This window comes from Pseudonocardia hispaniensis, from assembly GCF_042658695.1.
Taxonomy (GTDB): Bacteria; Actinomycetota; Actinomycetes; order Mycobacteriales; family Pseudonocardiaceae; genus Pseudonocardia; species Pseudonocardia hispaniensis.
Map to the genome: position 1 here is coordinate 73,904 of NZ_JBHSQW010000009.1, position 21,403 is coordinate 95,306.

The following is a 21,403-nucleotide window of genomic DNA, read 5'->3' on the forward strand; positions in this document are numbered from 1 at the left end:
AGCTCGGCCCACAGATCGTTCCCGTCGAAGATGTCCGCATCGCGCCAGTGCGAATCGCCCTGCCAGAGGGCCTGCTCGGTGTCGTTCCAGTACCGCCGGGAGTCGGCGATGATCTTCTTCTCGGAGTGTCCGGCTCCCAGGGTGGCCAGCAGCCGGTGCACGGCGGCCTTCGCGTGCGTGCGCAGCCGGGTGGGCAGGGGATTCGACGTCATGGGGTGCTCCGCTGGTGAGGGCGCAGCCCGCTCGCCTGCAGGGGCGCGGTGCGGGTGCGGCAGGTGTGCTGGATGGGCATGAAGCCCTCGCCACCCGGCCCGCCTCGGCCCCGGGGGTCGGAGCGCGCGAAATCGGGGATCAGGCGGCGGGCGCCGGTCCGAGCGGCGGTCCGCGCCGTGCGGCGCGGATCGCCCAACCACACCGGCGCAGCATCGCGCCACGGTCAAGCGAGCCGACCGCCGCGAGGAGGCGGCACGGCGCCTCGGGGGGCGGGCCGGCGAGCAGCCGCAGCGGTCGGCGCAGGGCGCCGAGCGCGGTGGCCCCGACGCGCGCGCCGAGCGCGACCGCGAGCACGATGAGCGCGGGCGCGAGGACCTGCATCGCGGTGACGGGGCCGTCGCTCGTGATCACGTGCAGCAGGGCGCCGTGGTCGTGGGGGCCGGCCGGGACGGCCGGGCCGGCCAGTGCCGAGGTCGCGTGCAGCGCGGGCTGCGCGGCCAGGGCGCCGCTCACGGCGGGGAGGCGGCCCGCACCGCGGGCGGCGAGCCCGACCCGCAGTACGGCCACGACGACGGCGACCGTTCCGAGTGCGACGGTGTGCGAGGGGTGCTCGCCGGCGAACACGTCCATCGCCACCGCGGCGAGGACCGTGGCCACGGCGGCGAGCGAGAGCAGGCCCGGCGGGTGAGCCATGCGGTGTGCCACCGGCCTCCCCTCCACTCGGTCGACACTCGATGCAGCGCGCCACCATGACGGCCGGTTCACCATGACAGCGGGTCACTGTGGGCCCGCTGAGAGCCGGTGAACCGAGGGCGGCCGTGGTCGGCGGGGCGGCTATCGTGGCGGCGTGGACGATGCGGGCCGGTGGCGCCTCGAGCGGTTGCTCGTGGTGGCCGCGCTCGCCCTGGGGGTGCTGATCATGCACTCCACCCCGGCCCCGGTCGAGGATGCGGCCCCGCATGTGATGGCGGCGGCTGCACCCGGCGCGGGGTCCACCCCGACGCTGCCCGTCGCCGCCCCGGCCGATCATCCGGGACACTCGGGTCACGGGCCGGATCCGGCCACCCATCACGTGCTGGACGTGTGTCTGGCGGTGCTCGGCGCGGCCGTCGTGCTGGCGGCCGCGGCCGCGCTGGTACGGGCGCGGCGGCGAGCCGCCGCGGCCGGGGCGCCACCGCAGGCCACGGCGCTTCCGTATGCGCCGCGTCCACCTCCGCCCCTGGTCATCCGGCTGGTCCAGCTCTGTGTGCTGCGGCAGTGATCGGATTCGGCTCCCACCGATCCCGATCACCGTTTGCCATGCAGAGGACTACCCACACGTGAAGACCATGCGTTTCATCGGCCTGCTCGCGGCCGCGGCCGTCGTCGCCGGTTGCGGCGGTACCGCCGTCTCGGACCCCGCGAACACCGCGCCACCGCCCGGCGCGGCCGGCTCCACCGAGGTCTCGGCCTCGTACAACGACGCCGACGCCGCGTTCGTGCAGGGCATGATCCCGCATCACGCCCAGGCCGTTCAGATGTCCCGGCTGGCTGCCGACCACGCCTCGTCCCCCCAGGTCACCGAGCTCGCCTCGACGATCGAGGCGGCACAGGACCCGGAGATCGCGCAGCTGCAGGACCTGCTGCGCGCCTGGGGTCTGTCGGCCGTCCCGACCACCGCCGCGGGCGAGATGGCCGGGATGGACCACGGCGGCATGCCCGGCGGCGCCGGCCACGGCGGGATGTCGGGGATGATGACCCAGGACCAGATGCGGCAGCTCGGACAGGCCCGGGGCCCCGGGTTCGATCGAATGTTCCTGCAGATGATGATCGAACACCACGACGGCGCCGTCGCGATGGCCCGCACGGAGCTCGCCGACGGTCAGAACGCCGAGGCCAGAGCGCTGGCCCAGAAGATCATCGACGCGCAGCAGGCCGAGATCGCCACGATGCGCGACCTGCTCGCGGCGCCCTGACCGCGCCGGGCCCCGCGGCCCACCGCTGCTCGTTCCCGGCCGGGAGGAGCACCCTCCTCCCGGCCGGGGCTCACCCCGTCGTCAAGGAGCATCTCCCGTGCGCCAGCCGCTGCGGCTCGCGATCCTGACCGCCGTCCTGCTCACCGGCCTCCCAGCCACCGCCTGCGGCTCCGCCGCACCAGAACCACCGCCGTCCGCGACCGGAGCCGACCCGAGTCCGCGAGTGAGCCACGTCCACGCCGTGGATCTCAACCCGGCCGACGGCATGATCTACGTCGCCGCCCACGAGGGCCTCTACCGCGTCGGCGCCGCCGGTGGGCTCGAACGGGTCGGCGCGACAGGGCGGGATCTGATGGGGTTCGCCATCGCCGCCCCGGACACGTTCCTGTCCAGCGGTCACCCCGGACCCACCGAGAATGCGCCCGACCCGCTCGGGCTGGTGCGCAGCACCGATGCCGGCGCCACCTGGCAGCCGGTGAGCCTCGCCGGCGAGGTCGACTTCCACGCCCTGCAGCTCAGCTCCGGCACCCTCTACGGCCTGGATGCCGGGCGCCGGACGCTGCGGGTCAGCAGCGACGGCGGCACCACCTGGCAGCTTCGGGCCACCGTGGCCGCCCTGGACATCGCGGTCGACCCCACCGATCCCGCGACCGTGCTGGCCACCACCGCCGACGGCGTGGTGGCCAGCCGTGACGGCGGGGCCAGTTTCGGCGCGCCGACCGGCCCACAGCTGGCGTTCCTGTCCTGGGCGCCCGACGCCACGCTCTACGGGCTCGCCCCGGACGGGGCGCTCCACACCAGCGTCGACGCCGGTGCGAACTGGCGGCGGGTCGGTGTCGTTCCCGGCGGCCACGCGCAGGCCGTCACCGGCCTGGCCGACGGGCGGGTGCTCGCCGCCACCACGGGGGGCCTGTTCGACTCCCGCGACGGCGGGCGCACCTTCGTTCCGCTCGGCCGCCCCCCGCAGGGTTCGTGACGGACGTCGGTCCCGCCACGCCCGGGACCTACGGCGGGTCGGGAAATGCCCATCGGCCGCTGCCCCGGCCCCGGTGCCCCCGGGACGATCGGTGTGGTCGGGCGGAGAAACTCGTCCGAGGCCGCACCGCCGGCGCCGGTCGGCGTAGCGGCGCCGCTCCGCGAGCCGAGCCCCACGCCCGGGAGCATGTCCGCTCCCGGACGGCCCGGTGCGACGTTCTGACGAGGAGGTCTGGAACATGATGTGGTGGTACGGCCCCGGTATGAGCGGTTGGGGTTATGCGCTCATGACCGTCAGCATGGTGCTGTTCTGGGCGCTGATCATCCTCGGGGTGATCGCCCTGGTGCGCTACCTGGCCCGCGGCGACCGGAGCGGTGAGCAGGCGGCGGCCCCGCAGGCCACCCCGGAGCAGGTACTGGCCGAGCGGTTCGCCCGCGGTGAGATCGACGAGCAGGAGTACCACCGGCGCCTCGCGGTGCTGCACGACCGGTCCCGGCCGCTGCTGAAGCCATGACCTCGTCCGGTCGCGCCGAAGACCCCGGCCGCGGCGCCGCGCACCGTCGTCGTGCCGCCGCCGGCCCATGCCGACGACACGTGGGTCCGGACACGGGTAGCCGGTTCTGGGTCTGGCCCGAGCCGGGGTACCGCCGCCGCCGCGACGAGCTGCGATGAGCCCGAAGCCGATCAGCCGCCGCCGGGCGCTGGTCCTGGGCGGCCTCGGGGTGGCCGGCCTCGCGGCCGGGGCCGCCGGGTGGCTGAGCATCGCGCAGACCGGCGGCGGGTTCGCACCCGATGCCAGCGGGGCGCCGCTGCGGCAACCCTCGATCCTCGACAGCCACGGCGGACGCCTGCAGGTCGAGCTCACCGCCGCGTCCGGGGTGCGCCTGGCCGGGCGCGCCTCCGCCGCCCTGGGCTTCAACGGGACCTCGCCCGGGCCCACGCTGCGGGTGCGGCCCGGTGACGAGCTGGCCGTGCGGCTGACCAACCGGCTGGATCAGCCGACCAACCTGCACACCCACGGGCTGCGGGTCTCCCCGCAGGATGACGGCGACAATCCGTTCCGCCGCATCGACCCCGGCGCCTGGTTCGACTACCGCTACCGCATTCCGCCCGAGCATCCGGCCGGGACGTTCTGGTATCACCCGCACCATCACGGGACGGTGGCCGATCAGCTGTTCGGTGGGCTGGCCGGGGCACTGCTGGTGGACCACGGCCCCGACCTACCCGTCACCGACGATCGGGTGCTGCTGATCACCGACACCACCCTCGACGCCGACGGCCGGGTCGTTGCGCCCGGCCCGATGGAGCGGATGATGGGCCGCCAGGGCACGCTGGTGCTGGTCAACGGCCAGCACCAGCCCGTCATCCCGGCTACCCCCGGCGCCACGCAGCGCTGGCGGCTGATCAACGGTTGTGTCTCCCGGGTGCTGGCGATCCGGCTCGACGGCCATTCACTCACCCAGGTCGCCCTGGACGGTGCGTTCCTGCCCGCCCCCCTCCCCCGGGACCGGGTGCAGTTGGCCCCCGGCAACCGGGTCGACGTCATCGTGCGCCCCACCGGCCCCGGCGACTACCGGCTGCTCACGGACGCGGTCGACCGCGGCGGCCTGAGGGGACGCCGGGGCGGCGAGGCGATCAGCGAGCCGACCACCCTGGCCACGATGACCAGCGCCGGAACGCCGGTCAGCGCGCCGCCGCTGCCCGCCGCGCTGCCCGCGGACATCCCGCCCGCCGGGCCGGTGACCCGCAGCCGCCGGACCGGGTTTCAGATGGGCATGGGCGCGGGCGGCATGCGCTTCACCATCGACGGCCGCGGCTTCGACCCCGACCGCGACGACCAGATCGTGCGCCTCGGCGCCACCGAGGACTGGACCATCACCAATCCCGGCCCGCTGGACCATCCGTTCCACCTGCACATCTGGCCGTTCACCGTGCTGGCCAGCAGCGACGATGCCGCCCCCACCGGCACCACCCAGGACGTGGTGCCGGTCCCCGCGGGCGGCTGGGTGCGGATACGCATACCGTTCGACGCCCATCCCGGACGCACCGTCTACCACTGCCACAACCTCGACCACGAGGACCTCGGCATGATGGCCACGATCAACGTCCAGGAATAGCTCCGCGGCGTCGACCCGAGCATGTCGGCCGGTTTCGGCGCCGGTGCCGGGTGATGCCGGTCCGCGCGGTGCCGCTGGTGGGTTCTCGGGATGGTCGCGGCGCTGCTGGGCCACCACCCTGCCGGATGGCTGAGCGGGACCCCGCCGATCCTCGGCCCGGTGATCGACGCCCAGGACGCACGGCCGTCCCGACCGGTCGCCGTCGCGGTGCAGCCAGGCTCAGGGCACGCCGTTCGACGCCGCCGGGGGTTCGTCGGCATGGGCGCTCGGTCGATGCCGCGGGAGATGCAGACTCATCCGCACGACATTGCGGCCCGCGCGCTTGGCCGCGTAGAGCGCGGCGTCGGCGACCGAGAGCACCTGCCGCAGGTCGGCCCCGTCGTGCGGGTACGTGGCTCCGCCGATCGAGACGCTGAGGTCGCGCACCGTCAGCGGCCCGTCGGCGGTATCGATCATCACGGTGAGATCGGCGACGCGGCGGCGGATCCGCTCGGCGACCGCCCGCAGCTCCGAATGCTCACCGTCGCGGCCGTCGAGACCCGGCAGCAGGATGACGAACTCCTCACCACCGAACCGGCCGACCAGATCGTTGTCGCGGACCTCGCCGCGCAGCACCGAAGCCAGTTCCGTGAGCACCTCGTCGCCCGCGAGGTGGCCGTGGTGATCGTTGACCGCCTTGAAATGGTCGAGGTCCAGGATCAGCACCGCCGCGCTTCCGCCGGCCCGCCTCGCACGGCGCAGCTCCCGCTCGGCCGCCGAATGCCAGGCCGCCGCGTTGAGCAGGCCGGTCTTGCCGTCGGTGCTGGCCGCCTCCTCCAGGTGACGCACGAGCACCGCGCGGTGCAGGACGAGCAGCGCGGGCAGCGCCAGCACGATCAGCCACGGGTTGGTCGCGAGCGCGACGGCGGCGAGCCCCCCGAGGCACAGCGTCGCGATCTCGAGCATGTTCTCGTCCCAGTGGCCGAGCACCTGCGCGGTGGTGGCCTGCGGGGTACTGACCGCGATCGCGCCGGCGATCAGACCGCCGTTGACGGTGGTGTAGACCAGCAGCGCCACCCCGACCGCGACCAGCCCCATCGGCCCGTCCATGAGGGTCCCGCGGAGGTCGCCCGACCCGATGGCGCCGACGACGGTGGACGCCGCGATACAGGCGAGGACGACCGTCGCCGTGCTGAACAGCTGGCGGTAGGCCGGCACCCGCGGCCGCCAGGCCCGCCACCACAGGTGGCCGTGCACGACGATTGCCGTGAGTACGGCGTATCCGGTCGGCAGCAGCAGCGCACCGGCGAAGGTCCACACGGAGCTGAGGTCGACGTGCGGCGCCTCGGTGACCCGGCGCCGCATCCGTTCCACCCCGACAGCGATCTCGGTATGTGCCACGCCGAGCAGGCACAGCACCGCCAGCCCGAGGCTGCCCTCGGCCCACGACGGGGTCCGGGCAACGTGCAGCACGACCAACGCCAGGGCGGTGACCTCGACGAGCAGCACAGGGTTACGCACCCGCGGGGGAAGCGCCCAAACCGCCCAACGGGTGACAGGACACAGCCGAATCGGTGAACGTCTGGCTTCGCTGTGTTCACCTTGTTCCGAAGACATCCATACTCTCAGTCATTCGAGCGTCACCTGCTGTGAAGCCTAGTCGAACCGCCCCGCAGTGTCACCCACTCGGGACGAACTTCCGCAGACCGGGCCGCGCTCGATGAACCACGGATTGCAGAATTCACGTATGCCGGCACGAGTGCCACACAGGCCCGGAGCGAGGAGGTGAGATCCGTGCGCAACAAGAACTGGTGACCGCATGGCGGCCCACCGGCCACAATTGATCACCACGTCCGAAATGGGAGGCAGCATGCGCAACAAGAACTGGTGACCGCCGTCCGACCCCCCACGCAGATCACCTGAGAGGAGCAGCCATGCGCAACAAGAACTGGTGATCGACTCGTCCGCGACATGACACGAGAAGGAAGGAGCTTTCGTGCGCAACAAGAACTGGTGAGCACGAGACCGATCCCGACGGACAGGAAGGACATTCACGGTGCGCAACAAGAACTGGTGATCAACTCGTCCGCGACATGACGCGAGAAGGAAGGAGCTTCCGTGCGCAACAAGAACTGGTGAGCACGAGACCGATCCCGACGGACAGGAAGGACATTCACGGTGCACAACAAGAACTGGTGAGCAACTCGCCCGCGACGGGACACGAGAAGGAAGGAGCTTCCGTGCGCAACAAGAACTGGTGACCCGAGGTCGATCCCGACGGACAGGAAGGACATTCACGGTGCGTAACAAGAACTGGTGAGAAGGTGACTACGGAGAGTCAGCTCGCGTCGGCAGCGGGAGAATCCGCGGCGGCCCCGTCCCCCGAACGGCGGGCAGCCCGCCACGCGAGGCCGGAAGCGGTGGCGACCACCATGCCCGCGGCGCCGGCGATGGCGACCGCCATCGCCGGTCCGAGTCGGTCGGCGAGCAGACCGCCGAGGAACACGGCCGCCCCCTGGGTGGCCACGAGACCGGCCGCAGCGACGCCGACGACGCGGCCTCGCTGGGCGTCGGGGGTGAGGCGCACGAAAACGGCCTGCGCCTGAATCAGGTACGCCGTCGACAGCGCCCCCGACAGACCCCACAACAGAATCGATCCGACCAGGCCAGGTTCGACCAGACACAGCGCCAGCGGCAGCCCAGCGAGAACGGCGACCACCCCGATGAGCCGCGTGCGCTGCCCGGCGGGGACGAGGCGGTGGAACAGGAAGGCACCGACCACGCTTCCCGCCGGATCGGCCGCCATCAGCAGTCCGACCGCGAGCGAGCCCTGGCCGAGGTGGGCCGCGTAGGGGGCCGCCAGCGCCTCCGGCACGACATAGCAGCTGACCAGCCAGACCAGACACAACAGCGCTCGGCGCGGAGGGTCGGCGAGGATCTCCCGGATGGCCTCGACGCCGTCGTGCGCGACGGATCGCGATCGTTCCTCGCCACCCGGCACCGGACGGTGACCGACCCCGAGGCGCAGTACCACCGCCGACACCACGAACGTCGCCGCATCGAGCGCGAGGGCGACGTTCGGGGTGACGGCCACCAGCAGCAGGCCGCCGCCCGCGAAGGCCACCAGCTGGACGGCTTGGCTGGTGATCTGCCGGACGGCCAGCCCGCGCTCGAACAGGTCATCGGGCAGCACCGCCGGAAGCAGCGCCGCCTGCGCCGCGCTGTGCACGGCCGAGAGCAGCACCACCACGACGAGCAGCGCACACAGCAGCCAGAGCGAGAGCCCGGGCAGGGCCATCAGCGCGACGAGCACCGCGCGGACGAGGTCCGCGACGACCATGACCTCCCGCCTGCGATGCCGGTCGGCGAGGCCGCCGAGCAACACGCCGCCGAGCATCGCCGGGAGGAAGGTGAGCGCGTAGACCGCAGCCGCCCAGCCGGCCGAGCCGGTGCGCCCGTAGACGAGGACGGCCAGCGCGACGCGGGCGAGCTGGTCGCCCGCGAGCGAGATCAGCTCGGCACCCCAGAGCGCCCGGAACTCGCCCCTCCGGAACACCTCGGAAAGCCTGCTCGTCTGCCTCCACCGGCCACCCATGACCGTCGCGATCCCTCCGTTCGGCGGACCGATGCCGCCGTCGCCCCCCTGAGATCGGACACTGAGACCGAGCGTAGGCAGACGTGCGCGCCTGGTCACGAAGGGGGCCCGGATCTCCCCCGAACGACGGATCGGTGCAGCACGTGAGCAGGGACGCCGCTTCGGCGGGCAGGGCCACCGGGCCGCACCGGGCGCGCAGCGGCGCGTACTGCGCACCCGGGGACGAGTCACTCAGGGGTACATCACTCGGGGGCGAGCTCGGGGGCAAGAAGGTCGCAGACGTGCGCGGTCTCGTTCACGCTGCGCACCGTACGGCGACCGTCGCGACCGGCCAGCACCCGAGTGATCCCGGCATAGTCCAGCGGGAAGACCAGCGGTCGCGGGATGCCGAGCAGGTGGGCGAGGTAGACGTTGATCACTCCGGCGTGTGCCACGAGCACGGCCGTCTCCCGGCCGGCGTGCCTCACCACGATCGACTCGACCGCGCCGACAACGCGCGACCGGAAGGCCTCGGCGTCGATATGCGAGGGCAGCAGCCCCGACGTCAACCGCTGCCAGGCCTCCGGCGCCAAGCGCTCCATCTTGTGCACGGGGATGTAGTGCCGGTCGTTGACGTCGTACTCGGCCAACTCGGCGACCCGATGCAGCCGTTGGTCCAGCGCGGTGGCCAGCGGCGCGGCGGTGCCGACCGCGCGTGCCATCGTGCTGCTGTACAGCGCGGTGACCTCCTCCCCGGCCAGCGCGCCGACCAGGCGGGCCGCCTGGCGTTCCCCCAGCTCGGTCAGCCCCGGGTCGGCCGCCGCGGTCGCGGCGAGCTCGGCGGCACTCACTCGGTGCGGCAGCGCGTGCCGCACGAAGATGAGCTGCACGGCCTCAGGGACGGCCGGTCGCGCCCGCGGGTACGCGGTCCGCGTGCCCGGCCGCGCGCAGCGCGCCGCGCAGGGCCTCGGCGTGTGCCTCCTGCTCGTCCGCCTCGACGGACTTGGCCGCATTGGCGAAGTTGAAGGCTCTCAGGTCCCACGCCGGGAACACGTGGACATGCAGGTGCGGCACCTCGAACCCGGCCACCATCAGGCCGATCCGCGGCGGTTGCCAGACCGCGCGCACGGCCTGCCCGATGATGTGCGCGACCGAGGTCAAGTGGGCGAGGAGCCCGGCGTCCGCGTCGATCCAGTGGTCGATCTCGGCGCGCGGCACCACCAGCGTGTGCCCCGGGCCGAGCGGGTTGATCGACAGGAAGCCGACGGCGCGGTCGTCGGACCAGACGAAACGCCCGGGCAGCTCACCATCAATGATCTTCGTGAAGAGGGTGCTCATCGAGACCAGACCATACCGGGAGAATGGGACCGGGCATTGCGGACAGAGGAGGACTGGGTGCGGCGAGCCTGGCTGATGCTGGCCCTGTCCGGGCTGGTCTATGCGGCGACGCTGGTCTGGGCCGCGGCTGCGCTTCCCCCGGGCGAGATACCGGTGCACTTCGGCGCCGACGGCCGGGCCGACCGGCTCGGCTCCCGCGGCGAGCTGCTGGGGGTTTTCGGCGGGGTCGGCGCGCTGGTGCTCGCGCTGTTCGGGGGAACCCTTGCTGCGGGGGCTCACGGCCGGACGGAGTGGCTGAACATCCCGCACAAGGACTACTGGAGCGCCCCGGAGAACCGGGCGCGGCTGCGCCGGCTGCTCGCCGGCGACATCGCCGTCCTCGGGGGCGCCACGATGCTGCTGCTCACCGCGCTCGTCGTGATCACCGTGCGGGCGATCGGCACGCAGCCGGCGCGGCTGCCGCCGGCGCTCTGGGTCGTGCTCGGGGTCTATCTCGCGCTCGTCGTGGGCGCCACGCTGCTCGGCAGGCGACGCTACCGACCGCCCCCCCAGCGGTGACGCCGGCTCAGTCGCTGTTGTGGACGGCGATCACGTGGTCCCACACCGTGTCCGACCGCCGGGGCCGGTCGATCACGGCTCGCAGCAGGTACTCGACGACGTACCCCTCGGTATCCACCGAGGGCGATGCGTCGGCCGGGACCACGAGCGAGAACGCGAAGTCGCGCGGCTGTCGCGGCCGTAGCCCGAGAGCGTCGGACGCGGTCGCGGTGGCGATGACGTCCCAGGTCAGCACGTCGTCGGCGGGATCGGAACGGGCGACTCGGACCAGGTCGACCCGCACCCCGCGCGCGTCGATCTCCTGGTGGGCGACCAGCCGCAGGCGCCCGCCCACGCTCGAACCCACCCGCACGCTGCCCGCGGGCAGGCCGGAGAAGGTGATCGTGCAGGCGGGTTCGCCCTCGCCGCGATGCCGTGCGGGCGGTGGGGCCACCGCCAGGGGCGGCGCAAGCACGACGACCGGCTGCTCCTGCTGCTGGCGGTCCTTGCCTTCGCCCACCTCGCACCGCACGGCCCAGCGGACATGCACACCACGGCCGAGGCTGGTCGGCGGGCCCCACCGTTCCTGCGGCTCGATCCAGGCGTCGTAGCTGCCCTCGGCCGCGGCGTCCCCCGACGGCGGGTAGCGCTCGTCGGCGCAGTCGTCCGGCTCCGCGGGCGGGGTCGTGCGCCGGGGAACCGGCAGCTCGACGGTCCACTCCCGCTCGCCCGCGGCGAGGGTCTCACCGTCCAGCAGGTACCGCCCGGCGACCGCGGCGCGGTCGCACGCCCCGTTGCCCGGCACCTCGACGATGCGTTCCAGCGACAGCTCGACGACCGCGTCGTCCATGTCCTTCGACGATGTCACCCGCACCCGCGCGGACACCGTGTCGCCCGGCCGGTACGTCGGGCGGTCGGTGGTGACCTCGATCGTCACGGCGGGATCCCGCCGGCGGAACCAGCCGAAAACCATGTCGTCCCCCTCTCGCTGCGACGGTCATCCTGCCGGAGCCGGGAAACCGTCGTTATCCGGCGGCCCGCAGCGTCGCCCGGTAGCGTTGACTCCCGCGGCGAGGCACGCTGCCGCTGGCGAGAGAGCCGCTCGGGACGGCGCGGCCGGGAAGTGGGGATCTCTGATGCGGCCGTGGCCGGGAAACGCCTATCCCCTCGGAGCCACCTACGACGGCGCCGGCACCAACTTCGCGATCTTCTCCGAGGTCGCCGAGCGGGTGGACCTGTGCCTGTTCTCCGCCGACGACGAGGAGACGCGGATCCAGCTGACCGAGGTCGACGGCTTCGTCTGGCACTGCTACCTGCCCGGGATCGAGCCGGGCCAGCACTACGGATACCGCGTCCACGGCCCCTACGAGCCGGACAAGGGGCTGCGCTGCAACCCGAGCAAGCTGCTCATCGACCCCTATGCCAAGGCCGTCGACGGTCCCGTCCGATGGGACGAGGCGGTGTTCGGATACAACTTCGGCGACCCGGGCAGCCGCAACGACGCCGACTCGGCGCCGTTCGTGCCGAAGTCGGTGGTGATCAACCCCTACTTCGACTGGGGCGCCGACCGGCCGCCGCGAACCCCCTACCACGAGTCGGTCATCTACGAGGCCCACGTCAGGGGCCTGACGATCCGGCATCCGGGGATTCCTGAGCAGCTGCGTGGCAGCTACGCGGGGCTCGCGCACCCGGTGATGATCGAACACCTGCAGCGGCTCGGCGTCACCGCGGTCGAACTGATGCCGGTCCACGAGTTCATCACCGACCACCACCTGCACGAGCGGGGCCTTTCGAACTACTGGGGCTACAACACGGTCGCCTTCCTGGCCCCGCACCACGCGTACACCATGCGCGCCAGCCGTCCCGGCGGGCAGGTGCAGGAGTTCAAGGCGATGGTGCGTGACCTGCACGCGGCGGGGATCGAGGTCATCCTCGACGTCGTCTACAACCACACCGCCGAGGGCTCGGACATGGGCCCGACGCTGTCGATGCGCGGCATCGACAACCACGCCTACTACCGGCTGGTCGAGGGCGATCCCCGCTACTACATGGACTACACCGGGACCGGCAACTCGCTGAACGTGCGCAACCCGCACACCCTTCAGCTGATCATGGACTCCCTGCGCTACTGGGTGCTGGAGATGCGCGTCGACGGTTTCCGCTTCGACCTCGCATCCACCCTGGCCCGCGAGTTCTACGACGTCGACCGGCTGTCGGTGTTCTTCGACCTGGTCCAGCAGGACCCGGTGATCAGCCAGGTCAAGCTCATCGCCGAACCGTGGGACGTCGGCCCCGGCGGCTACCAGGTCGGCAACTTCCCGTCGCTGTGGACCGAGTGGAACGGCAAGTTCCGCGACACCGTGCGCGACTTCTGGCGCGGCGAGCCCGGCACCCTCGGCGAGCTGGCGTCCCGGCTGACCGGCAGCTCCGATCTCTACCAGGACGACGGTCGCAGGCCGTACGCGTCGATCAACTTCGTGACCGCGCACGACGGTTTCACCCTCGCCGACCTCGTCTCCTACAACGAGAAGCACAACGAGGACAACGGCGAGGACAACGCCGACGGCGAGAGCCACAACCGGTCGTGGAACTGCGGGGTGGAGGGGCCGACCGACGCCCCGGAGGTGCTCGCGCTGCGCGCCCGCCAGCAGCGCAACCTGATCGCCACACTTCTGCTGTCCCAGGGTGTGCCGATGTTGCTGCACGGCGACGAGCTCGGCCGGACCCAGGGGGGCAACAACAACGCCTACTGCCAGAACAACGAGATCGCGTGGGTGGACTGGTCGCTCGCCGAGCCGAACGCCGACCTGCTCGGCTTCACCGCGGCCATGACCGCCCTGCGCCGGGCGCATCCGGTGTTCCGCCGCCGCCGGTTCTTCGCCGGTCGCCCGATCAAGCCGCGGCGCCGGTCGGCGACCCGGGCGGCGCTACCGGACATCGCCTGGTTCACACCGTCGGGCGAGGAGATGACCGAACAGGACTGGGACTCGGGCTTCGGTAAATGCGTCACCGTGTTCTTCAACGGCGAGGGCATCACCGAGCCCGACCCGCGCGGTGATCGGGTCACCGACGACTCGTTCCTGGTGTGCTTCAACGCGCACTGGGAGGACATCGACGTGACCGTGCCCGCGGCCGAGTACGGCGCCGAGTGGGCGGTCGTCGCGGACACCGCGACGGGGACGGTGACCTCGTTGTCCGCCGCGCCCGGAGCGGTGGCGGCAGCGCCGCCGACGGTCCCGGCCGGTGCCCCCCATCGGGTGGCCGCCCGCTCGCTGGTGGTGCTGCAGCGGACGGGGTGATCAGCCGCGCCCCGGGCGAGCGTCATGATCGACGATTGGGAGCCCGGCGCCGCGGTGGTCGCGGCCGTCGCTGCCCGAACACCGATCACGACGACCGATGCCGCTGCACCGCAAGCGCCGCGTCCCCGCCGGGCGGGGACGGGTGCCGGGCAACCCGCGGCCTCCTCGGCTAGCGTTGGCCCGACCTGGGGCGACGCACCCGCAGAACAGGAGAGCTCCCACCGTGGCCGTGGACCCGACCAGTTCCGTTCCGAGCTCGACCTACCGGCTGCAGTTCTCCAAGGATCTGACGTTCGGCGACGCCGTCGAGCTGGTCGGCTATCTCGACGCACTCGGGGTCGGGGCGCTCTACGCCTCGCCGCTGCTGGAGTCCGGTAGCGGCTCCAACCACGGCTACGACGTGGTCGACCCGGCCCGGGTCTCGGCCGAACGCGGTGGCGAGGAAGGCCGCCGGGCCCTGACCGCGGCGCTGCGCTCGCACCGGCTGGGGATGCTGATCGACATCGTGCCCAACCATGTCGGCGTCGAGAACGCCAAGGTCAACCCGTGGTGGTGGGACGTTCTGGCCAACGGCCGCGCGTCGCGCTACGCCCGCTACTTCGACATCGACTGGGCCGCGGGCCCGCTGCTCGTTCCCGTGCTCGACGCCGACGAGCAGCAGGCGCTCGCCGAGCTGACGTTCTCGGCGGAGGGCACCGAGCTGCGCTACCACGAGCACGTGTATCCGGTCGCCGAGGGCACCGGTGGAGGCACGCCGCAGGAGGTGCACGAGCGCCAGCACTACCGCCTGGTGTCGTGGAAGCGCGGCGCTGCGGAGCTGACCTACCGGCGCTTCTTCGACGTCTCCACGCTCGCCGCGGTCCGGGTCGAGGATCCCGAGGTGTTCGAGGCGACACACCGCGAGGTGCTTCGCTGGGTCGACGAGGACGACGTCGTCATCGGCGTGCGCGTCGACCATCCCGACGGCCTCTCCGATCCCGGCGCCTACCTGCACCGGCTGCGTGCGGCCCTCGGGCCGCGCCGCTGGCTGCTGGTGGAGAAGATCCTCGGCGTCGGCGAGGAGCTGCCCGCCTCCTGGCCGGTCGACGGGACCACCGGCTACGACGCCCTGCGTCAGGTCGGCGGTGTGTTCATCGACCCCAACGGCGCCGGGCTGCTCACCCAGTTCGCCGCGGAGCTCACCGGGGTCAAGGAGTCGGCGTCGGCCGTCGGGCACCGCGCCCGGCGTGAGGTCGCCTCGACGATCCTCTCCTCCGAGGTGCTCCGCGCCGCCCGTGAGTGCGTAACAGTGTTAGAACACTGTTACGCACTCACGGTCCCCATTGACCAGGCTGTTTCGGCCGTCACCGAACTGCTCTGCGGGTTTCCGGTGTACCGCAGCTACCTGCCCGAGGGTCGCGACGCCCTGGACACCGCCGTCACTGTCGCCCGGGCGCATCGGCCCGACCTCGCGGAGATCCTCGCGGCCACGCGAGCCGCGCTGCTCGCCGACCCACACGGCGCGCTGGCCACCCGGCTGCAACAGACCTCGGGCATGGTCATGGCGAAGGGCGTCGAGGACACCGCGTTCTACCGCTGGAACCGGTTCGTCGCGCTGAACGAGGTCGGCGGCGACCCAACCCGGTTCGGGGTCCCCCCCGCCGAGTTCCATGTCACCGCGCTCGCCCGCGAGGCCGCCCGGCCCGCCACGATGACCACCCTGTCCACCCACGACACCAAGCGCTCCGAGGACGTGCGGGCGCGGCTGGCCGTGCTGTCGGAGGTTCCCGGCGAATGGGTCGACCGGATGCGTCGCTGGGCGGCACGCCACCCGCTGCCCGAACGGTCCCTCGAGCTGCTGGCCTGGCAGAACCTGGTCGGGGCCTGGCCGATCAGCGCCGAGCGAATGGCCGCCTACCTGACCAAGGCTTCGAAGGAAGCCAAGCTCGTGACCAGCCACGTCGAACCGGTCGCCGAGGTCGACAACGCGATCGCGGCGTGGCCGGGGCAGGTACTCGGCGACGCCGACCTCGTCGCCGAGATCAGCGCGTTCGTCGACCGAATCGCCGGGCCCGGCTGGTCGAACTCCCTCGGGCAGAAGATCCTGCAGCTCGCCGGGCCGGGAGTGCCGGACATCTATCAAGGAACCGAGCTGTTCGAGTACTCGCTGGTCGACCCGGACAACCGCCGGCCAGTCGACTTCGCCGCCCGGCGCACGCTGCTGCGCAGGCTCGACGAAGGATGGCTACCCCCGGTCGATGCCGAGGGCGCGGCCAAGCTGCTGGTCACCGCGAGCGTGGCCCGGCTGCGCCGCTACCGTCCCGAGCTGTTCGTCGGTTATCGCCCGGTGGTCGCCCAGGGTGTCGCCGCCCACCACGCGGTGGCCTTCGCGCGCGGGTCCGGATCGAGCGACCGGGTCTCGAAGCTGGTGGCCGTGGCCACCCGGTTGCCGGTCGGGCTCGCGGCGCGTGGCGGCTGGGGCGACACGGTCCTGGCACTGCCCGGCGCGGCGACCGACTGGCACGAGATCATCACCGACACCCCGGTCGAAGGTTCGACCCCGCAGCTGTCGCGGTTGCTGGCTCGCTATCCGGTGGCACTGCTCGTCCGCCCGGCCTGACCGCGCCGGACGCCGGTCGCGGAAATACCGCGACTCGCGCTCGGAAATACCGCGACTCGCGCTCGGAAATACCGCGACTCGCGGGGGCGGGGGAAGATCTCCGGCGTGAGTGAGTACGCGGTGTGGGCGCCGCTTCATGACCGGGTCCGGGTGCTGGCCGACGGCACCACCTTTCCCCTGACGCGAGCCACGGGAGGCTGGTGGCGTTCCGAGATCGACGACAACGGCCCGGGCACGGCGTATGCGTTCCTGCTCGGCGACGACGAGACGCCGCTTCCTGATCCGCGCTCACTGTGGCAGCCCAACGGGGTCCACGCGGCGTCGCGGCGCTACGACCACGACGCGTTCTGGTGGACCGACCAGGCCTGGACCGGCCGCCAGCTGCCCGGCAGCGTGCTCTACGAGCTGCACATCGGCACGTTCACCGAAGCGGGCACCTTCGACGCCGCGATCGACAAGCTCGACCATCTCGTCGCGCTCGGGGTCGACCTGGTCGAGGTGATGCCGGTCAACGCGGTCGACGGCCCCCACAACTGGGGCTACGACGGCGTCGGCTGGTACGCGGTCACGGAGAACTACGGCGGCCCGGACGGGTTCAAACGCTTCGTCGATGCCGCGCACGCGCGGGGGCTGGGCGTGGTGCTCGACGTCGTCTACAACCACATCGGCCCCTCGGGCGCCTACCTCGACCGGTTCGGTCCCTACTTCGCGGGCCGCAACATCTGGGGTCCGTCGCTCAACCTCGACGGGCCGTGGTCGGACGGAGTTCGCCGGTTCGTGATCGACAACGCGCTGATGTGGCTGCGCGACTTCCACGTCGACGGGCTGCGCCTCGACGCGGTGCACGCCCTGCCGGACAGCCGGGCCACCCCCCTGCTGGAGCAGCTGGCCGTCGAGGTGGAGGCGCTCTCGGCCCACGTGGGCCGGCCGCTCTCGCTCATCGCCGAGTCCGACCTCAACGACCCGCGGCTGATCACGGCCCGCGAGGGCGGCGGTTACGGCCTGCACGCCCAATGGGCCGACGACATCCACCACAGCCTGCACACCGTGCTCACCGGCGAATCGCAGGGCTACTACGCCGACTTCGCGGCCGCGGGCCTCACCGGGCTGGGCCACGTCCTGTGCCGGGCGTTCCTGCACGAGGGCACCTGGTCGAGCTTTCGCCGGCGTAACCACGGCGCCCCCGTGGACACCCGGCGCATCCCCGGCCACCGGTTCCTGGCCTACCTGCAGAACCACGACCAGATCGGCAACCGGGCGGCCGGTGACCGGCTCACCCAGACCCTCTCCCCCGGCCTGCTGGCCTGCGGCGCGGCGCTGCTGTTCACCTCGCCGTTCACCCCGATGCTGTTCATGGGCGAGGAGTGGGGGGCCCGCACACCGTGGCAGTTCTTCTCCAGCTTCCCCGACGAGGCGCTGCGCGACACGGTGCGGCAGGGACGACTCGCGGAGTTCGCCGACCACGGCTGGGGCGAGGCGGACGTCCCCGACCCCAACGCCGAGTCCACCTTCCTCGACTCCAAGCTGGACTGGGACGAGCTCGCCCAGGAACCGCACGCGACGCTGCTGGAGCTGCACCGGGAGTTGATCGCGTTGCGCAAGGCCTGGCCGCAGCTGTCGGCCCCGTGGCTGGAGGAGGTCGAGGTCGAGGTCGACGAACAGGCACGCACCGTGGTGGTGCACCGCGGATCGCTGCGGGTCGTGGTCAACCTCGGCGCCGATGAGACGACCTTCGCCCTGGACCGGACGGTGTCGCGGATCCTGCTCGCCTCGGAACCGGCGGCGGCCGAGCAGAACGCGCTCATCCTGCCGCCGGAGGCGTTCGCGGTCGCCGTCGTCGTCTGACCCGGCGCCGGCCCGCACTGCGCGATCCGCGTCCCGGGCGCGTGATAGAGCCATGATGCGCGGGTGGCCGCGCCCACGGCACGTCATGGCTCCATGACGCAGTGGTGGACGGCGATGCCCGGACGGTGATCGTGGCCGCGCAGGAGGAGGCCCGGGACGCCCGATCAGGGATGGTCGTGCCCCCCGTCCAGCGCGTCGAGGGCGAGCGCGGCGTGCGCGTACGCGCCCCCGGCCCGCATCTCGGCCGCGACCCAGATCGCCTCCATGATCTGCTCGTCCGTGGCGCCCTTCCGATGCGCCAGCCGGGTGTGCCCGCGGATGCAGTAGGGACACTGGGTGGTGTGCGCGACCGCCACGGCGATCAGCTGCTTGGTCACCTCCGGCAACGTCCCTTCGGCGAAGACCTTGCGGCTGAACTCGGTGAACGCGTCGTGGATGTCCGGCGCCAGCTCCTTGCGCCGGGCGCTCATCTGCGGGGTCGCCTTCGGGAAGATGCCGTGATCCATTCCGTCATGCTCGTCGCAGGTGGGCGGATTGTCCACCGGCGGGACTCCTCCTGACCCGCCACCGAGCACGTGCGTCGGCAGTGGTCGACCCGAGGGCTCCGGTTGCCCGACAAGTCCTCACCTGCCGGGCGCCGCTCGGGCATACTGCTGTGCCGGGTCCGCCGCGCGGCCGCGCGGCGCCGAAGGTCGGCCGTGAGCGACGAAGCGACACCCGACGACGTGCCGGAGCTGCTGCGGGCCGAGCGTCCGGAACGACCCGACAGTCGAGCGGAGGAGGCTCCCATGGACACCGCTGCGACGACCGCCACGACCGGCATCGACGAGCAGGAGGTCGGGCGGTTCGCCCAGAAGATCTTCAGCATCTACACCGACGGCTTCGTCGGCCTGATGCTCGACCTGGCCCATCGCACCGGGCTGCTGGAGACGCTGGCCGCGGGACCCGGCACCAGCCAGGAGCTCGCCGAGCGGGCCGGGCTGGTCGAGCGCTACGTCCGGGAGTGCCTCGGCGCCCTGGTCACCGCGGGGATCGTCGACTACGCCCCCGCCGGGCGCCGCTACATGCTCCCGCCCGAGCGTGCGGTCTGCCTCAGCGGGCCGGGCTCGCTGAACCTGGCGCCGTTCGCGCGGGCCGGCACCCTGCTGGCCGGGCACCTCGACGCCGTGGCCCGCGCGTTCCGGGAGGGCGGCGGGGTGCCCTACGACGCGTTCCGGCCCGAGTTCACCACCGTGATGGACGGGCTGTCCCGGGGTCTGCTGGACGGGCAGCTGATCGACGGGATCCTGCCGCTGACCGGCGAGCTGCCCACCCGGCTGGCCGAGGGGGTGCGGGTGGCCGACATCGGCTGCGGTACCGGGCACGCGATCAACCTGATGGCCCGCGAGTTCCCGCGCTCGACGTTCGTCGGCTACGACATCGCATCCGACGCGATCGAGGCCGCCCGCGCCGAGACCACGGCGTGGGGGCTGCGCAACGCCGCGTTCGAGGTCCTCGACGTCACCCGGCTGCCCGTCGAGCCGCCGTTCGCCGCCGTGTTCGCCTTCGACGCGATCCACGACCAGGTCGACCCGGCCGGGGTGCTGGCCCGGGTGCGCGCCGCGCTCGGCCCCGGCGGGGTGTTCGTGATGATGGACGTCAAGGCCGCGAGCGCGCTGGAGGACAACGTCGGCAACCCGCTCGCACCGATGCTCTACGGCGTGAGCACCCTGCACTGCATGACGGTCTCGCTCGCCCAGGGTGGCGCCGGGTTGGGCACGGTGTGGGGCGAACAGCTCGCGCTGCGGATGCTCGCCGACGCCGGGTTCGGCGACGTCGTGGTGCACGACGTGCCGGACGACCCGCTCGACGTGCTCTACGTCGCGCACCTCGGGTAGCCGGCCGGACGGCGGAACCGTCCGCGGCGATCTCGCCGGGACGAACGGTTCCGCCGGTCCGCGCTTCCCGAGCTAGCCCGCGAGCAGGCCCAGCGCCGTGACGGCCTCGCGCTCCTCGGCGAGCTCGGCGACCGAGGCGTCGATCCGCTCCCGGGAGAACGCGTCGATCTCCAGGCCCTGGACGATCTCCCACCGGCCGTTCACCGAGGTCACCGGGAACGAGGAGATGAGACCCTCGGGAACGCCGTAGGAACCGTCCGACGGAATGGCGGCCGAGGTCCAGTCCCCTTCGGGGGTGCCGTTGACCCAGTCGAAGACGTGGTCGATCGCCGCGTTGGCCGCCGACGCCGCCGAGGACGCACCGCGCGCCTCGATGATGGCCGCGCCCCGCTTGGCGACGGTCGGGATGAACTCCTCGCGCAGCCAGGCCTGCTCGACCTGTGCCGCGGCGAGCTTGCCCGACACCTCGGCGTGGTGGAGGTCCGGGTACTGGGTGGCCGAGTGGTTACCCCAGATCGTCATCTTCCTGACCTCGACCAGCGGCACCGACAGCTTCTTGGCCAGCTGAGCGACGGCCCGGTTGTGGTCGAGCCGGGTCATGGCGGTGAACCGCTCGGCCGGCACGTCCGGGGCCGCGGCCTGCGCGATGAGGGCGTTGGTGTTGGCCGGGTTGCCGACGACGAGGACGCGGATGTCGTCCGCCGCACCCGCGTTGATCGCGCGGCCCTGCGGCGCGAAGATGCCGCCGTTGGCCTCGAGCAGGTCACCCCGCTCCATGCCCTTGGTGCGCGGGCGGGCGCCGACCAGCAGCGCGACGTTGGCCCCGTCGAAGGCGGCGGTGGTGTCGTCGGTGATGTCGATGCCCGTCAGCAGCGGGAAGGCGCAGTCGTCGAGCTCCATCGCGGTGCCCTCGGCGGCCTTCACGGCCTGCGGAATCTCCAGCAGGCGGAGCCGGACCGGGGTGTCCGGCCCCAGCAGCTGCCCGGAGGCGATCCGGAAGAGCAGTGCGTAACCGATCTGGCCAGCGGCTCCGGTGACAGTGACGGTGACAGGTGGGGTAGACACGTCGGGAAGGCTAGCCCTCGCCGCCGCGC

The 21,403-nt window shown here is 72.3% G+C and carries 18 protein-coding genes and 1 pseudogene; 10 read left to right on the forward strand and 9 right to left on the reverse strand.

Annotated features, from left to right (window positions below):
• Window positions 1-212 (reverse strand): annotated as a pseudogene (locus ACFQE5_RS03555) (hypothetical protein); the annotation flags it as partial.
• Between the two features lie 139 nt (window positions 213-351).
• Complete coding sequence (locus ACFQE5_RS03560) at window positions 352-918, reverse strand: hypothetical protein (RefSeq protein WP_379582701.1); 567 nt, start codon at window positions 916-918, stop codon at window positions 352-354.
• Between the two features lie 142 nt (window positions 919-1,060).
• Between ACFQE5_RS03560 and ACFQE5_RS03565 the strand changes: the two genes are divergently transcribed.
• From ACFQE5_RS03565 to ACFQE5_RS03585, 5 genes are all read left to right on the forward strand, one after another.
• On the forward strand, window positions 1,061-1,474 hold the full coding sequence (locus tag ACFQE5_RS03565) for a hypothetical protein (RefSeq protein WP_379582703.1): 414 nt from the start codon (window positions 1,061-1,063) through the stop codon (window positions 1,472-1,474).
• A gap of 67 nt (window positions 1,475-1,541) precedes the next feature.
• Window positions 1,542-2,168, forward strand: a complete 627-nt coding sequence (locus ACFQE5_RS03570; RefSeq protein WP_379583231.1) for a DUF305 domain-containing protein — start codon at window positions 1,542-1,544, stop codon at window positions 2,166-2,168.
• A gap of 97 nt (window positions 2,169-2,265) precedes the next feature.
• Window positions 2,266-3,144 (forward strand): F510_1955 family glycosylhydrolase, encoded by an 879-nt coding sequence (locus tag ACFQE5_RS03575; RefSeq protein ID WP_379582705.1) that lies wholly within the window; start codon window positions 2,266-2,268, stop codon window positions 3,142-3,144.
• A 262-nt stretch (window positions 3,145-3,406) separates the two neighbouring features.
• Window positions 3,407-3,658 (forward strand): SHOCT domain-containing protein, encoded by a 252-nt coding sequence (locus ACFQE5_RS03580; RefSeq protein WP_379582707.1) that lies wholly within the window; start codon window positions 3,407-3,409, stop codon window positions 3,656-3,658.
• A gap of 154 nt (window positions 3,659-3,812) precedes the next feature.
• Window positions 3,813-5,261 (forward strand): multicopper oxidase family protein, encoded by a 1,449-nt coding sequence (locus tag ACFQE5_RS03585; RefSeq protein WP_379582709.1) that lies wholly within the window; start codon window positions 3,813-3,815, stop codon window positions 5,259-5,261.
• 219 nt (window positions 5,262-5,480) lie between these two features.
• Here the strand turns inward: ACFQE5_RS03585 and ACFQE5_RS03590 are convergent, their stop codons facing one another.
• The 4 genes from ACFQE5_RS03590 to ACFQE5_RS03605 form a co-directional block, all read right to left on the reverse strand.
• The gene (locus ACFQE5_RS03590; RefSeq protein ID WP_379582710.1) at window positions 5,481-6,761 is read right to left on the reverse strand and encodes a sensor domain-containing diguanylate cyclase; all 1,281 of its coding nucleotides are present in this window, start codon (window positions 6,759-6,761) and stop codon (window positions 5,481-5,483) included.
• Window positions 6,762-7,578: 817 nt separating this feature from the next.
• A complete protein-coding gene (locus tag ACFQE5_RS03595) occupies window positions 7,579-8,796 on the reverse strand; it encodes an MFS transporter (RefSeq protein WP_379582712.1) in 1,218 nt (405 codons plus the stop codon).
• A 281-nt stretch (window positions 8,797-9,077) separates the two neighbouring features.
• Entirely contained in the window at window positions 9,078-9,704 is a 627-nt protein-coding gene (locus tag ACFQE5_RS03600) for a histidine phosphatase family protein (protein WP_379582714.1), read from the reverse strand.
• Between the two features lie 4 nt (window positions 9,705-9,708).
• The gene (locus ACFQE5_RS03605; RefSeq protein WP_379582716.1) at window positions 9,709-10,152 is read right to left on the reverse strand and encodes an HIT family protein; all 444 of its coding nucleotides are present in this window, start codon (window positions 10,150-10,152) and stop codon (window positions 9,709-9,711) included.
• 57 nt (window positions 10,153-10,209) lie between these two features.
• Between ACFQE5_RS03605 and ACFQE5_RS03610 the strand changes: the two genes are divergently transcribed.
• Complete coding sequence (locus ACFQE5_RS03610) at window positions 10,210-10,710, forward strand: DUF1648 domain-containing protein (protein WP_379582718.1); 501 nt, start codon at window positions 10,210-10,212, stop codon at window positions 10,708-10,710.
• 7 nt (window positions 10,711-10,717) lie between these two features.
• Here ACFQE5_RS03610 and ACFQE5_RS03615 read toward each other — a convergent pair whose 3' ends face one another.
• Window positions 10,718-11,662: a hypothetical protein gene (locus ACFQE5_RS03615; protein ID WP_379582720.1), complete on the reverse strand. Its 945-nt coding sequence runs from the start codon at window positions 11,660-11,662 to the stop codon at window positions 10,718-10,720.
• 163 nt (window positions 11,663-11,825) lie between these two features.
• Between ACFQE5_RS03615 and glgX the strand changes: the two genes are divergently transcribed.
• The 3 genes from glgX to treZ all read left to right on the forward strand — a co-directional run bounded on the left by glgX (window position 11,826) and on the right by treZ (window position 18,432).
• Window positions 11,826-13,988 carry a glycogen debranching protein GlgX gene (gene glgX / locus ACFQE5_RS03620; RefSeq protein WP_379582722.1) on the forward strand — a complete coding sequence of 721 codons (2,163 nt, stop codon included), beginning with the start codon at window positions 11,826-11,828 and terminating at the stop codon, window positions 13,986-13,988.
• Window positions 13,989-14,217: 229 nt separating this feature from the next.
• On the forward strand, window positions 14,218-16,587 hold the full coding sequence (gene treY, locus ACFQE5_RS03625; protein WP_379582724.1) for a malto-oligosyltrehalose synthase: 2,370 nt from the start codon (window positions 14,218-14,220) through the stop codon (window positions 16,585-16,587).
• A 105-nt stretch (window positions 16,588-16,692) separates the two neighbouring features.
• Complete coding sequence (treZ, locus tag ACFQE5_RS03630) at window positions 16,693-18,432, forward strand: malto-oligosyltrehalose trehalohydrolase (RefSeq protein ID WP_379582726.1); 1,740 nt, start codon at window positions 16,693-16,695, stop codon at window positions 18,430-18,432.
• A 164-nt stretch (window positions 18,433-18,596) separates the two neighbouring features.
• Here treZ and ACFQE5_RS03635 read toward each other — a convergent pair whose 3' ends face one another.
• Window positions 18,597-18,974: a carboxymuconolactone decarboxylase family protein gene (locus ACFQE5_RS03635; RefSeq protein ID WP_379582728.1), complete on the reverse strand. Its 378-nt coding sequence runs from the start codon at window positions 18,972-18,974 to the stop codon at window positions 18,597-18,599.
• A gap of 246 nt (window positions 18,975-19,220) precedes the next feature.
• On the opposite strand from ACFQE5_RS03635, the gene ACFQE5_RS03640 reads away from it, so the two are divergent.
• Window positions 19,221-20,309, forward strand: coding sequence for a methyltransferase domain-containing protein (locus tag ACFQE5_RS03640; RefSeq protein WP_379582730.1), 1,089 nt, complete (start codon window positions 19,221-19,223; stop codon window positions 20,307-20,309).
• Between the two features lie 72 nt (window positions 20,310-20,381).
• Here the strand turns inward: ACFQE5_RS03640 and ACFQE5_RS03645 are convergent, their stop codons facing one another.
• The gene (locus ACFQE5_RS03645; RefSeq protein ID WP_379582732.1) at window positions 20,382-21,374 is read right to left on the reverse strand and encodes a malate dehydrogenase; all 993 of its coding nucleotides are present in this window, start codon (window positions 21,372-21,374) and stop codon (window positions 20,382-20,384) included.
• Between the last annotated feature and the right edge of the window lie 29 nt (window positions 21,375-21,403).

Excerpts from the sequence above, each read along its gene's own strand:
- ACFQE5_RS03570 (WP_379583231.1), top strand. The coding sequence starts at position 1,542 with ATGCGTTTCATCGGCCTGCTCGCGGCCGCGGCCGTCGTCGCCGGTTGC.
- ACFQE5_RS03580 (WP_379582707.1), top strand. The coding sequence starts at position 3,407 with ATGAGCGGTTGGGGTTATGCGCTCATGACCGTCAGCATGGTGCTGTTC.
- ACFQE5_RS03585 (WP_379582709.1), top strand. The coding sequence starts at position 3,813 with ATGAGCCCGAAGCCGATCAGCCGCCGCCGGGCGCTGGTCCTGGGCGGC.
- ACFQE5_RS03605 (WP_379582716.1), bottom strand. The coding sequence starts at position 10,152 with ATGAGCACCCTCTTCACGAAGATCATTGATGGTGAGCTGCCCGGGCGT.
- ACFQE5_RS03615 (WP_379582720.1), bottom strand. The coding sequence starts at position 11,662 with ATGGTTTTCGGCTGGTTCCGCCGGCGGGATCCCGCCGTGACGATCGAG.
- glgX (WP_379582722.1), top strand. The coding sequence starts at position 11,826 with ATGCGGCCGTGGCCGGGAAACGCCTATCCCCTCGGAGCCACCTACGAC.
- ACFQE5_RS03640 (WP_379582730.1), top strand. The coding sequence starts at position 19,221 with ATGGACACCGCTGCGACGACCGCCACGACCGGCATCGACGAGCAGGAG.